At 45.1% G+C, this 13,304-nt stretch carries 10 protein-coding genes; 5 read left to right on the top strand and 5 right to left on the bottom strand.

The window, feature by feature from the left end; translation table 11 throughout:
• Positions 1-241 precede the first annotated feature (241 nt).
• From V2H45_RS22085 to V2H45_RS22075, 3 genes are all read left to right on the top strand, one after another.
• On the top strand, positions 242-1,324 hold the full coding sequence (locus V2H45_RS22085) for an acyltransferase family protein (RefSeq protein WP_330485850.1): 1,083 nt from the start codon (positions 242-244) through the stop codon (positions 1,322-1,324).
• A gap of 62 nt (positions 1,325-1,386) precedes the next feature.
• On the top strand, positions 1,387-2,487 hold the full coding sequence (locus V2H45_RS22080) for a glycosyltransferase (protein ID WP_330485849.1): 1,101 nt from the start codon (positions 1,387-1,389) through the stop codon (positions 2,485-2,487).
• Between the two features lie 359 nt (positions 2,488-2,846).
• Positions 2,847-4,022, top strand: coding sequence for a hypothetical protein (locus V2H45_RS22075; protein WP_330485848.1), 1,176 nt, complete (start codon positions 2,847-2,849; stop codon positions 4,020-4,022).
• 70 nt (positions 4,023-4,092) lie between these two features.
• Here V2H45_RS22075 and acnB read toward each other — a convergent pair whose 3' ends face one another.
• The gene (gene acnB / locus V2H45_RS22070; RefSeq protein WP_330485847.1) at positions 4,093-6,690 is read right to left on the bottom strand and encodes a bifunctional aconitate hydratase 2/2-methylisocitrate dehydratase; all 2,598 of its coding nucleotides are present in this window, start codon (positions 6,688-6,690) and stop codon (positions 4,093-4,095) included.
• 145 nt (positions 6,691-6,835) lie between these two features.
• Positions 6,836-7,507 carry a hypothetical protein gene (locus V2H45_RS22065; RefSeq protein WP_330485846.1) on the bottom strand — a complete coding sequence of 224 codons (672 nt, stop codon included), beginning with the start codon at positions 7,505-7,507 and terminating at the stop codon, positions 6,836-6,838.
• A gap of 125 nt (positions 7,508-7,632) precedes the next feature.
• Here V2H45_RS22065 and V2H45_RS22060 point away from each other — a divergent pair, with 125 nt between their 5' ends.
• Positions 7,633-8,031: a DUF309 domain-containing protein gene (locus tag V2H45_RS22060; protein WP_330485845.1), complete on the top strand. Its 399-nt coding sequence runs from the start codon at positions 7,633-7,635 to the stop codon at positions 8,029-8,031.
• Positions 8,032-8,136: 105 nt separating this feature from the next.
• Here the strand turns inward: V2H45_RS22060 and V2H45_RS22055 are convergent, their stop codons facing one another.
• From V2H45_RS22055 to V2H45_RS22045, 3 genes are all read right to left on the bottom strand, one after another.
• A complete protein-coding gene (locus V2H45_RS22055; protein WP_330485844.1) occupies positions 8,137-9,243 on the bottom strand; it encodes an amino acid ABC transporter substrate-binding protein in 1,107 nt (368 codons plus the stop codon).
• Positions 9,244-9,434: 191 nt separating this feature from the next.
• Complete coding sequence (gene cysE, locus V2H45_RS22050; RefSeq protein ID WP_330485843.1) at positions 9,435-10,214, bottom strand: serine O-acetyltransferase; 780 nt, start codon at positions 10,212-10,214, stop codon at positions 9,435-9,437.
• A 179-nt stretch (positions 10,215-10,393) separates the two neighbouring features.
• A complete protein-coding gene (locus V2H45_RS22045) occupies positions 10,394-11,671 on the bottom strand; it encodes a tRNA nucleotidyltransferase/poly(A) polymerase family protein (protein WP_330485842.1) in 1,278 nt (425 codons plus the stop codon).
• A gap of 156 nt (positions 11,672-11,827) precedes the next feature.
• Between V2H45_RS22045 and V2H45_RS22040 the strand changes: the two genes are divergently transcribed.
• A partial coding sequence (locus V2H45_RS22040) for an eCIS core domain-containing protein (RefSeq protein WP_330485841.1) occupies positions 11,828-13,304 on the top strand: 1,477 nt, incomplete at its 3' end.

Here is a 13,304-nt window from a genome sequence, read left to right as displayed (position 1 = left end):
GAGTCCCTTTACGCAAAGATCTCTAGGCGTTGCATTTCATCCTTGAATTGGCGGAAGTTATGTAGTTGAGCGATTTCGGTTTAATAAAACCTAGCTGCTTTATATTCCTTTACATACTTTATCTTTTTCACGCCTACCTACTTAATGCAACTTTATTCGGAGTTTGGCAAACATAGATTTCAATCCTTAATTTTTAGTATAGCCATTCGATTTCAATCCTTTTATTATCAAGGCAAATCATATGGAATTCACAAGAAAGAGCACCAATATTGCTAAAGGTATAGCAATCTGCTTGATGTTTGCCAATCATTTATATACATTCAAAGATCGGCTCCTTCATGGAAATAGCTACATCCCAATAATTCCATTTTTTGATACGGAAAGTTATATCGGAAGTTTTGGGAAAATCTGCATTTCCATGTTTCTTTTTCTGTCTGGTTATGGAATGTTTCTAGGCTATATTCGCTCACAGAGAAATGTTTTAAGCTATTCAATAAATAAATTAAAAGATTTTTATGTAACTTACTGGTTCTACTTTCTAATTTTCATTCCGATTGGAATTATTTTCTTTAAACACGTAACTTTTTGGCAATCAAGCGAGATTCGGTACTCTTCAGAACCACTTGTTTTTTTAGCAAATTTCCTAGGTTTAAGTTCAACATACAATAGTGAATGGTGGTTCGTCCATATCTTTGTAACAACGACTATTGTTGTCTTTCCTATATACGCTAAACTTGCCCAAAGAAACATTATCTTACTGTGCTTATTAAGTTTATCCCTATTTCTGCTTTGCCTTAAACTTAATATAAATCGTTATGATGATATATTTGGCTTCACTTTTTGGCAAATATCATTTGCATTAGGAATAGTATGTGCTCAGTTAAAATTCTTTTCGAGCCATTTAATCCAAGATTTTGATAAGCATGGATGGATATTGATCTTTCCTGGTCTTATATTTTGCTTTATTTTTAGGCTTAGATTTGGTGGGACTTTTTCTGATTTTTTAATCGTACCTTTTTTTATATATTTTACTGTCAGAGCAGTATCAATCTTGAACTTATCAACAGTATTTTCTTATTTAGGTAAATACTCTTTTCAGCTATGGCTTATCCACACTTTCTTTTGTTACTACTACTTTCAAGATATTATCTATTTCCCCAAATGGTCACCTTTTATCTTTGCTTTCTTGACGGGGATGTCAATATGTTCAGTTTTAGGAATAGAGTATTTGCGTTCTTTTCTACAATTTGAACAGTTAATGACTGCATGCACTGAAAAAGCAAAAAAACTTTGGCTACATCTTAAATTTACACGCCGTCAATGATATCTTCTATTATATTACGGTTCGATAGTAAGTAGATAGCTATTTTCACAAGCTATAGAAATATGCCCACCTTAAAGTTAATGTTTTTCGTCAATGCCTCTGAGGTAAGTGCTGGTGGGGTTCGAGCCAAGATGTTTTCACAGAGACTTCCAAAGGGATGGGATATTCGTTTTAATTATAGACCTGCAAAAAAATGGAAAGGCATACTTCCATTTATCCAGTCTGCGCTAGGTTTTCGTCCAGATATAATCTATGTAATGGATACAGCTTATACTGGTGTGTTAGCGGGTCGTATTGCAAAGCAAATACTTGGGTGCAAGTTGATTGTCGATACCGGCGATGTTGCCTATGAGTTAGCCAAATCCACGGGAAACTATTCCAAAAGGCAATTGGGACTGATTAACTGGATCGAGCAAATGGCAATAAAAAACTCCGATCGCTTGATCGTGCGCGGCAGTTATCACAAAACTTTACTCGAAAGCCAAGGCGTACAAAATGTTGTATTTATTCCCGATGGGGTTGATACCCTGGCCGTAAGTCCAGGCGATTATTTATCTTTGAAAACAGAGCTTGGGTTAGCGGATAGTTTCGTTGTGGGTATGGTTGGAACTATGATCTGGTCAGAGAGACACTGCATGTGCTATGGATGGGATGTAATTGAAGCCCTGTCCATGCTTAAAGACCTACCTGTAAAAGCTCTACTCATCGGGGATGGGGACGGTCGCCAGATTTTGGAAGCTAGAGCAAAGGAGCTAGGAATTAGCGATCGCGCGATCTTCACGGGTCAACTTCCCTATGAAAAAATGCTTCGCTATCTCACAGCTATGGATGTTTGCGTTTCTACCCAATCTAATGACTTAGTTGGTATGGTGCGGACAACAGGTAAACTCCCCCTTTATCTTGCCTACGGGAAATACGTGATTGCCACCAACGTAGGAGAGGCCATGCGGGTACTGCCTGGCATTGGCTGCTTACTTCCTTATGAGGGCGTACGAGATGCTCTGCATCCAACTCGACTAGCAGAGCATATCAGAATGCTGGTAGCAGAACCCGAGCGCATTAAGGTTGCAGAAGCTGCTTTTCAAGTTGCCAAAGAAAATTTTGATTACGCTCTCTTAGCACAACGACTTACCAAAGTATGCGAAGACCTATGCGATCGCTAAAATAGACTCTATTACTGTTTACATTCATGTAGAAGATTATGTGGAAGAAAGTTTCAGCATTATTCTCTCACTGGCAATCTGGAATCAGATTATCACCTAGGATAATCCTGAAATGGAAATTCCTATGCATATTCTCACTTGTACTTTTAAGTGCACTCCTTCTGCATTTAGGATGGAAAAGGTGGTTGCTTTCCATCCCTCAGCCATTGCCACAAGCATCAATAATTCCTTTAAAAAAAAGGGATAGTCTTCAGAGAGGGATTTATTATGAAGTATCTGTTCCACCAACTGAAACTGATAAATTCATTTCCGCTGATTATCGACTTTGGATTCCCAAAGAAGTTACAAGCATTCGTGGATTGATTGTAAAGCAACATCGTTGTGGTAGTGACTCGGGTCTTGAATATGCGAACGATTTACAGTGGCAATCGCTAGCTTTGAAACACCAATTTGCGCTTCTTGGGACTAAGTTCCCCACAGATTATCAGACTGTTGGGCGGTACAAAGGCGATCCATGTGATAGTTGGGATATTATAGATAGCGGTTCAGGAAATGCTTTCTTTAAAGCCCTTCGCCACCTTGCCCAAAAGAGCAATCATCCAGAATTAGAAATGATTCCTTGGGTATTATGGGGACACTCTGGTGGTGCTGACTGGTCAATAGAGATGTCAAAGAAGTATTCCGAGCGTACTATCGCCGTGGTTGCGATGCGCTGTGGTGTCAGTTCGCTTCTTGCCGATGAGATCGAATCAAAAATGCTTAGACTACCAATTCTATTGGCAGTAGGTGCAAAAGATGGCTATGCAGAAGAATGTCTAGATTTGCCCAAAAAAGTTTTCTCTCGTTACAGAAAAGCAGGAGCACTCTGGGTAATTACCTCTGAAGCAGATGCTGGACACGAAACTGGGGATACGAGGCATTTGGCGATTCCCTACCTAGATGCGATCTTGAGTTTACGACTAACGAAAACTAGCACAAAGCTCCGCGAACTTGAAGTAAACCAAGGCTGGCTGGGGAACCCCACTACGCATGCAATTGCACCAATGGGACAGTACGTGGGAGATCCTCTAGAAGCAGCATGGCTACCCAATGAAGAAACTGCTCGCAAATGGCAGGAATACATAACACCTACAGGATTTTGGAATCAAATGAGGTATAGGATATGTTCGAGAAAACAACTGGTTAGTCTTTTAGGTGCTCCACACTTAACCGAAAGTTGCTATCCAGATAAGATTACTCCAACTAGAATCCCTGTTGCACCCACTGATGTGATTGCCACCCAAGTCACGCCAAATGAGACTGTCCTAACTTGGGATTTCGCACCCGATCTTGAAAACGGATTACCAAAATTTCGGATTTATCGTGATAACTCACTGATTAGGACGCTTCAAGGACAGGAACACGATAATGACGATAAGCCAGAACCTCTTCAAGTTGTAATGGAGTTCCGAGATCGAGAAGCTACGCCGAATGCCATCTATACTGTGTCAGCCTTCAATACCCTTGGTGAAAGCGTTTCCCAACCTGCAAAATAAATTGGAGGAATTGAAGCGATCACGACAACTTCAATTCCTCTAAAACTCTATCTATAATAGAGCCTAACGATTAACGTACACTCATACCTAAAATATCCTCAATGCGAGGCATTTGATCGAGTGGAATTACTCGCCCCTCATCCTCAAACCCTGCAATTTGGTCGAAGTTGAGGTAGCGATACAGGTCATTAGCAAAGGGATCGACCTTTTTCGCCACAATGTCCATATATTCCTGTACAGTGGGAACGCGACCGAGTAGGGCGCAGACTGCTGAGAGTTCAGCTGAGCCGAGATAGACTCTGGCATCCTTGCCCATACGATTGTTGAAATTGCGGGTTGAGGTGGAAAATACAGTCGTACCGTCACCGACACGGGCTTGATTGCCCATACACAGGCTACATCCGGGAACTTCAGTTCTTGCTCCTGCTAAACCAAAGGTGCTGTAAACTCCTTCTTCTTTAAGCTTTTGCTCGTCCATGCGGGTGGGCGGACAAATCCACAGGCGCACTTTTACAGGGGGTTCCTTCTCAAGCACCTTCGCGGAAGCGCGGTAGTGGCCGATATTGGTCATGCATGAACCGATGAAGACTTCATCAATGCGATCGCCTGCGACTTCCGACAGTAACTTAATGTTGTCTGGATCGTTAGGAGCGGCAACGATAGGCTCTTTTATCTCATTGAGATCGATCTCAATAATCTCAGCGTACTCGGCATCGGCATCTGCTTCCATGAGTACGGGATTCGCTAACCAAGCTTCCATTTTGGCAACGCGGCGCATAATTGTCTTGGCATCTTGATAGCCGCGTGCCGCCATGTTTTTGAGCAGGGCTACATTGGAACGCAGATATTCCGATACTGTCTCAACACTGAGTTTGATCGTGCAACCCGCACAGGAGCGTTCGGCCGAAGCATCTGTGAGTTCAAAAGCCTGTTCCACTTTGAGGTCGGGCAATCCCTCAATTTCCATGATGCGGCCTGAAAAGACGTTCTTTTTATTCTTCTTCTCAACCGTGAGCAATCCCTTTTGAATTGCCACATAGGGAATCGCATTCACGACATCCCTGAGCGTGACACCGGGTTGTAGTTCTCCCTTAAAGCGAACCAAGACAGATTCGGGCATATCCAGAGGCATGACGCCCAAAGCCGCCGCAAACGCCACCAAGCCAGAGCCACCAGGAAAGGAAATCCCTAGAGGGAATCTAGTATGCGAATCGCCTCCAGTCCCGACCGTATCGGGGAGCAACATGCGATTGAGCCAAGAATGGATAATGCCATCACCTGGACGAAGTGCGACACCACCACGGGTAGAGAAAAAGTCAGGTAACTCTTTGTGGGTCTTGATATCCGTAGGCTTGGGATAGGCTGCGGTATGGCAGAAACTCTGCATCACGAGATCGGCACTAAAGCCCAAACAGGCAAGTTCTTGCAGTTCATCGCGGGTCATAGGCCCAGTTGTATCTTGGGAACCGACGGTGGTCATCAGCGGTTCGCAGGATGTGCCGGGGCGAACACCTGCAAGACCGCAAGCTTTGCCCACCATCTTTTGCGCTAGGGTGAAGCCTTTGCCTGTATCCGACGGGGCTGAAGGACGTTGGAAGATTTCACTTGTTGCCAAGCCGATCGCATGACGGGTTTTATCGGTCAAGCTGCGCCCAATGATTAATGGAATCCGTCCGCCTGCTTGGACTTCATCAGCAATGATTTCGGGCGCAAGCGTAAATGTGGCGAGGGTTTCACCCGTTGCATGGTTGGTGACTTTGCCCTCTTGAGTGTGAATCGTAATTACCATACCCGTTTCGAGCTTGGTAACATCACAGACGATCGGCAAAGCTCCCGCATCTTCGGCTGTATTAAAGAAGATGGGTGCGATCGCACTGCCTAAAATTACTCCGCCCGCCCGCTTGTTGGGAATAAAGGGAATGTCATGACCGATGTACCACAATACCGAGTTAATCGCAGATTTGCGCGAAGAGCCAGTGCCGACCACATCCCCAACATAGGCGATCGGAAAGCCTTTTTGTTTGAGTTCGGCGATTGTGGCTAACCCCTCAGGCATCCGAGAGTCGAGCATACTCAGCGCATGCAGCGGAATATCGGGGCGAGAAAATGCCTGAGCCGCAGGTGAGAGATCGTCGGTATTGGTTTCACCCGCAACTTTAAATACGGTGACTGTAATCGTCTCAGGTAGAGTCGGGCGACTGGTAAACCATTCTGCATTTGCCCAAGCATGAATGACTTGCTTGGCATGGGTATTGGTCTCCGATAGCTCTAGCACCTGATGAAAGGCATCAAACACTAAGGTGGTTTTGCTCAAGGCTTTGGCGGCAGCACCACCTAAATTTTCATGGGAGAGTAGATCGACCAAAGTTTGGACATTGTAGCCACCCACCATCGTACCGAGTAGATCAACGGCTAGCTCAGGTGATACTAATGGGGACTGCACTTCACCTTTGGCTGCGGCGGTTAACCAGCCAGCTTTAACATAGGCAGCTTTGTCTACCCCAGGTGGAATCCGATCGCGTAGCAATGCCAGTAAAAATTCTGCTTCATCAGCAGGGGGATTTTGTAATAATTCGCATAATTCAGATGTTTGGGGGGCAGTTAGTGGCAGTGGAGGAATGCCCAGTTGAGCGCGTTCAGCAACATGGTCGCGGTAGGCTGATAACATAGGTGGCTTAATTCAGGTCTAGGTTCAAATGTCTATCTACATCTTAGATAATTAATTATCATTAATTCGCAGTTAGCCCCAAATAAATGTTTATAGCGATCACTATAACTGCGATCCCCACCCACTTAAATCCTCAAATTCGCGATTAATTAGGCAATTTATCGAGGCAGTGATTGGGTAAAAACGCCGACCAACCATTGTCTAGCTTGACGCGACAACTGACGCTGATCACCTGATCGACTGTGCCGACTTGATTGGCATATTGGGGACGATTGGCATTGACTTGGACGCGATCGCCAACGCGAAACGATACTTTTTCCTTAGTCTGACTTTTCGCAGTTGTTTTTGCCTCGGCAGCACCGCGATCGCTCTTAGCTTCTTTGGGTTGCTTGGGGTGAAAGGTTAGGGATGCTGCCATTTGCTCGCCAACGGTATAGTTATGGCTGCGCCCTTGAATCAGTTGGAGATTACCAATTTGCAGGGGTGCAACTAGTTGCACAAATCGCTCAACGGTAATGCCCATAGCTTCTGCCAGATCTTCAAAGGCAATTGGATAGCTCCAAAAATTATCACCAACTTGCTCGTTGGCTAGCTCTTGCCACGTATCAAATAGCTTTCTGTCAAAATCAAGGCTGACTTTTGTCTCAGATTCTGCTCTAGGACTAGCCTCAGCTTGCGTGTGACTAGAATTATCGTCAAGCAAAAAGGTCAGCACCTGAATCAGCAGTTGCTGCGCTTGTCGATCGCCTTTATCAGCCTGCGATCGCAAGTAGTCTTGAATCTGCCTCAATAAATCTGTACTAGTTCTGATTGTCATGAGTTTGCGATATATTCCTGAGCTTCAATGGCTGCTGGTCTAAGTTAAATTCTAAGTTTAAATTCTGAGCTTCAATGCTGAGATTAAATTAAGCTAAGCCAGAATACCGATCTAGAAACAAGCAAATGACCGAAGACATCGCGATCGCTTTTGAACAAGCCGTAGAACAGTTTAACCAGCGAGATTTTTATGCTTGTCATGATACTTTAGAAGCGATCTGGATGGATGCTTTACATCCTGACAAAGCGTTTTATCAAGGTTTGCTACAAGTTGCTGTGGGTTTATATCATTTTGAGAACCACAATTGGCGCGGTGCGACGATCTTATTGGGGGAAGGGATCGGTCGCCTGCGTTACTATCTACCAACCTACGGCACGGTTGAAGTACAGCAAATTTTGACAGAAAGTGCAATGCTTTTAGCTACCTTACAACAAGCGGGAGCCGAAGGCATCGGTGATTTGTTAAGAAAATTTGAATCTGGTGAACTCAACTTCCCCAAGATTCTGCGTTGCCACGAGGATTAACGTTGGCTTCGATTCCGCATTTGGGCTGCGCTCACCGCTAAAGACTCAGCCAGCGTTGTCTGAAACGAGGGCAGCGAGAGAGGTCGAACGTTAAGACCAAAGTTATCAACGAAAGGGAGGCGAATAGATCAGACCGCCATCACTCCAGAGTTTGTTGAGTCCGCGTGGCAGATTAAATTTAGAATCTTTGCCCATGTTGCGATCGTAGATTTCACCATAGTTGCCTACATGCTTGATTACCCTTGCAGCAAAATCGTTACTCAAGCCCATATCCTTGCCCAAGCTTCCTTCGATACCGAGAAAGCGTTTGACGGGAGCATTACTACTTTTTGCCTGTTCTGCCAGATTTTTGGAGGTGATTCCCAGTTCCTCAGCTTCCATCGTGGCATAGACAATCCATTTCACGGTGTCAAACCATTTGGAATCCCCATTAAGCACAGCAGGAGCGAGGGGTTCCTTAGAAATACTGGCATCTAGCACCACATGCTCGTCAGGATTGGGCAAACGGGTACGACGGCTAATCAATGCCGAGCGATCGGCGGTAACTGCTGCACAGCGACCCGATTGATAGGCAGCAAAGGTGGCATTTACCTCCTCAAAGGTAATCGGCTTATAGGAAATATTGCGCTTTCGCATTTGATCGGCAAAGTTTAGCTCTGTGGTTGTACCACTTTGAGCGCAGATCGAGGCATCTTTTAGATCGTCCAAAGATTTGATGTTGCTATCTTTGCGAACCATAACGCCTTGACCGTCATAAAACACCACAGGTGCAAACTCCATCTTGCCTGAGGTATCTCGACTCAGCGTCCAAGTTGTGTTGCGACTGAGCACGTCAATTTCGCCTGTTTGCAAGGCAGTAAATCGCTCTTTGGCATTTAAGTTGCGATACTGTACGGCGTCAGGGTTATCAAACAGTGCCGCTGCGATCGCTTTGCAAATATCGACATCAAGCCCTGAGTACTTGCCAGTTTGATCGACAAAACTAAAGCCAGGCAACTCGCCACTAACGCCACAGATCAGCTTTCCTCTTGCCAGCACTACATCAAGGCGACTTGCGGAATTGTTGCCTGCATTCTGCCCAGATTGGTTGTTTGGGGTTTGCCCATTTTGGGGAGGTTTATCTTCACATGCTGTCAAAACAAATACTGCGATCGAGCTACAAACAGCAAGGGCAAATAGCTTTAGGGAATTTCTCGCAAAAGAAGCAATCATTTTGGTTTGGTTTGAAGATGATCTCTATTTAAACCTAGATTTTAGGTAAAACCAAGAAAATCTATCCCATTCAAAACAGAGCCAGATGGTGGGGGATACCTAACCTTTGCTCTTTTTAAGATACAAGGGACTAGGGGAAACAAAAGAGGAAAGCTACTATCCAAATCTCCTGATATCCAAATTCCTGATATCTAAATTCCTGCGCCCTCATTAAACTCACCGTAGCTAAGATCGGTTCTCAGCAATTTAGTTAGCTCCGTTGCATATTCCGCTTGCGAAAGATGGCGCGGACGCACATCTTCAAGCAACTTAGAATCAATTAGACAGTTGCGGACTGGGCTGAGGCTTTGCTGCTGTAATTGTCGCTCTAGCTGTTCGACACGACCGATCAGCGATCGAATTACATCTCCCTCTGGGTCGGGTATGCAATCATGATTGAGCGGGGGCACAACTTGACCGTGCCTGTGAACGATCCGACCTGGCACACCCACAACAGTGCAGTCGGGGGGCACGCACTTTAATACCACAGAGCCAGCCCCAATTCTGACGTTGCTGCCAATCTGAATATTGCCAAGCACCTTCGCGCCAGCGCCGATGACGACGTTATCGCCCAATGTTGGGTGGCGTTTGCCTGTCTCTTTGCCAGTGCCACCAAGGGTTACGCCTTGATATAGCAAGACATATTCACCGACGATCGCGGTTTCGCCAACCACAACGCCCATACCATGATCGATAAAAGCACCTTTACCAATGACTGCTCCAGGGTGAATCTCAACCCCTGTAAAGAATCGAGCCAGTTGAGAGATCGTGCGTGGGATCACTGGGATCCCAAAGCTTTGCAGCCAATGGGCAAAGCGATAAAACCAGAGGGCATGAAGACCGGGATAGCAAAATAAAACCTCTAACCAATTACGAGCGGCGGGATCGCGCTCAAAAATGATCTTGAAGTCAGCTCGAAGAGTATCAAACACTTGCTTTAAAAATTTGTGTTGAATAAATTTGCGATACAGCTTTTGATCCTAACGGATTTTTTGTCGCTTAAGTAACTTTCTAAAGAGATAGTTCGTAATTGCGCTAAGAAAGAGAGAAAGCAAAGATCGAGCTAGCTTTTATAGTTTTTTAACATTTATTTATACTTCAATGAGGGTTTCTAGGAAGGGTTCATGTCCCCCAAGAGAATTTTTTTAGCATAGGCGATCGCTTCTGAACGATCCTTCACCAAGCCTTCCGCCTGTGCCAGTCTCACAGTTTCTAGCAACTCTCCGATTTTGGGACTTGGAGATAAAGCCAACTCAGTCATGAGATCCGAACCTGTAACGAGAATGGCAGGGTGCGCGATCGCGTCCTGTGGATCGCACCACTGACGCAACCAAGCTAATATTGCCTCAAAATCAGATTCATCGGAAGTCCCATGGGCGATCGCCACAGCACAGAGAGCAGGGAAAATCTCTAAGGTAGCTTGAAATAATTGATACTGCTGTTTTGGCGTTGCACTGGGAAGTAATTCTAAAAACTTGGGAAGATAGCGCAAAATTCCCACAAGCCAACGTTGCTCGTTTCGACTAAAGCCTAGAGGTTCCATTCCTGTAGCTGAATTCGTCAATGCTGCCAGTTTTGTGATAATTTTTGCTGTGCGATCGCTAGCTAATACATTCGCAAAATAGGCTTCTAAGCTAGGGAAGGTCTCGATTAGCAAGGCGATCGCTTCGTCAATTCTGGCAAACCGATTGAATTCCAAACAATTCGCTGGAAGCCAAGCCTCAAGAATGCCATCGTCAATCGCAGTCACCAACCATCTCTTCCCCTCGTCAAGCGATAGAAGATAGCTCAACTCCGTGCGAACTCTCTCCGCTGCGATCTGCGATATACCATGAAAGGGAGCATGAGAGAACTTCGTCAAGGTTTTTTGGGTTAATGCCTCAATTTCAAAGCCTAACTGTGCTGCTTGCCGATAGGCACGCAAGATGCGGAGAGGGTCATCCAATAGATTTTCGGGTGCAACCATTCTCACCTGTTTTTGGGCTAGATCGCTCGCTCCATCCAAAGGGTCGAGAAGCAAAGATGGTGACAAGATTCCTGTTGCCGCGAATTCAGATTGAAAATCTTCGCCAACCGAAACCGCGATCGCATTCATACAAAAATCTCTGCGTTCTAGATCCTCTCGAATCGAACTTCCCATTTGCTGCGCGAAATCGGCGGTAGCATTCTTAAACACCACCCGTGCAATTTGGCGCTCGGCATCCAATACCACAAACCCTGCCTTGTATCGCTTGGCGATCGCAGAGGCAATCGCAACTGCTCGTTCGGGCAAGACAAAATCGATGTCTAAATATTTAGACTGACGACCCAACAAGCGATCGCGCACCCATCCACCCACAAGATAGGCAGGCTTGGGCAGTTCGTTCAGATCGAAAGGGAAATTATTCATAATCGTGAAACCCTAGTATAATTTGAGCATTAATTTAATGTCTTAAATCAGTTTAGGAGCTTGATTAAAAACTCTGATATTTTTCGCGATTTTAAATGCCTTAAAATTTCTTTTTCGTTTCTTTTGTATTGATAGAAGAGTCTTGTTTTTTGAACTATGAGAGAATACGAGAATAAGCCTGCACCCAAGACCTCCCTTGTACCACATTCTATAAATCTTCAAACGCGTCCTTTTGCACCACCACAAACCCAGAACGCAGATTCACCAAAACCTCAAGACTCAACAGACGCAGCAGACGAAAGGCAACAATTAGATAAATTGAATCACCAAAAGGATCTATACATTAAAGGTGACTACTTCCCATCTGATAATAACCGAGGCTCGACAGAGAGAGTGATGCAGCAAAAACACCAGGAAATGGTGCAGCGGTATAAGGAAAATCAAGCAAAAACGATACAAGCAAAGCTAGCAAACGGGGCGGTTGGCGACAAATACGAGCAGGAAGCAGATCGCGTCGCAGATGGAGTCGCACAAAAAATTAACGCGACTGAAGGCGTTCAACGTCAGGAAGAGGCAGTCCAAACCAAGCCTCTTGAATCAGTTCAGCGAGTTGAGTCGCTGAAGGAAGAAGAGGAATTACAAATGAAGCCAATGCTTCAGCGGCGCGAGGCAATTAGTGGTGGGGAGTCATCTGAAGAATTAGAAAGCACGATTAAACAGACGAAAGGCGGCGGTCAGCCTTTAGATAAGCACCTACAGCTAAAGATGGGGCACGCGATGGGAATGGATTTTAGCGTAGTAAGAATTCATTCGGATGCGCGATCGGATCTGTTGAGTCGAGCTATTCAGGCGAAAGCTTTTACAACAGGGCAAGATGTTTTCTTTCAGCAAGGGGCATACGATCCAAGCAGTCAAGATGGGCAGGAACTGATCGCTCACGAGCTTACTCACGTCGTCCAACAAAATGGGAATACCATTCAGAAGAAACCAAAGAATGTTAACAATGCTGCTACCAACGATCACGCATCTTTCTTGAGCATGGTTAATGAGTTAGCAGGTGAATCAGATAATGCTGAAGATAAAGCCGCTGGTGCTGCTACCAACGACCACGCATCTTTCTTGAGCATGGTTAACGAGTTGGCAGGTGACTCAGACAATGCTGAACATAAAACTGATGGTGCTGCTAAATTTGATTCTTTCTTGAGCATGGTTAACGAGCTGGCAGGTGACTCGGATAATGCTGAAGATAAAGCCGCTGGTGCTGCCACCAACGACCACGCATCTTTCTTGAGCATGGTTAACGAGTTGGTAGGTGACTCAGACAATGCTGAAGACAAAACTGATGGTGCTGCTAAATTTGCATCTTTCTTGAGCATGGTTAACGAGTTGGCTGGTGACTCGGACAATGCTGAACATAAAACTGTTGAAAATGACAAATCGGTCGAAGAAGAAGACGGAGGTAAATCTGACACCCATTCAGAAGAAGATGAGGGTAAGGAGGATACCAAAGAAGAAGACGATGGAGGTAAATCTGACACCCATTCGGAAGAAGATGAGGGTAAGGAGGACACCAAAGAGGAAGACGATGGAGGTAAATCTGACACCCATTCGGAAGAAGATGAGGGTAAGGAGG

The sequence above is a fragment of the Tumidithrix elongata BACA0141 genome, assembly GCF_036349135.1.
Lineage (GTDB): Bacteria > Cyanobacteriota > Cyanobacteriia > Pseudanabaenales > Pseudanabaenaceae > Tumidithrix > Tumidithrix elongata.
The sequence above is the reverse complement of the archived record's forward strand: the minus strand, read 5'-3'. Positions and strand labels throughout refer to the sequence as shown.

Excerpts from the sequence above, each read along its gene's own strand:
- V2H45_RS22085 (WP_330485850.1), top strand. The coding sequence starts at position 242 with ATGGAATTCACAAGAAAGAGCACCAATATTGCTAAAGGTATAGCAATC.
- V2H45_RS22080 (WP_330485849.1), top strand. The coding sequence starts at position 1,387 with ATGCCCACCTTAAAGTTAATGTTTTTCGTCAATGCCTCTGAGGTAAGT.
- acnB (WP_330485847.1), bottom strand. The coding sequence starts at position 6,690 with ATGTTATCAGCCTACCGCGACCATGTTGCTGAACGCGCTCAACTGGGC.
- V2H45_RS22065 (WP_330485846.1), bottom strand. The coding sequence starts at position 7,507 with ATGACAATCAGAACTAGTACAGATTTATTGAGGCAGATTCAAGACTAC.
- V2H45_RS22060 (WP_330485845.1), top strand. The coding sequence starts at position 7,633 with ATGACCGAAGACATCGCGATCGCTTTTGAACAAGCCGTAGAACAGTTT.
- V2H45_RS22055 (WP_330485844.1), bottom strand. The coding sequence starts at position 9,243 with ATGATTGCTTCTTTTGCGAGAAATTCCCTAAAGCTATTTGCCCTTGCT.
- V2H45_RS22045 (WP_330485842.1), bottom strand. The coding sequence starts at position 11,671 with ATGAATAATTTCCCTTTCGATCTGAACGAACTGCCCAAGCCTGCCTAT.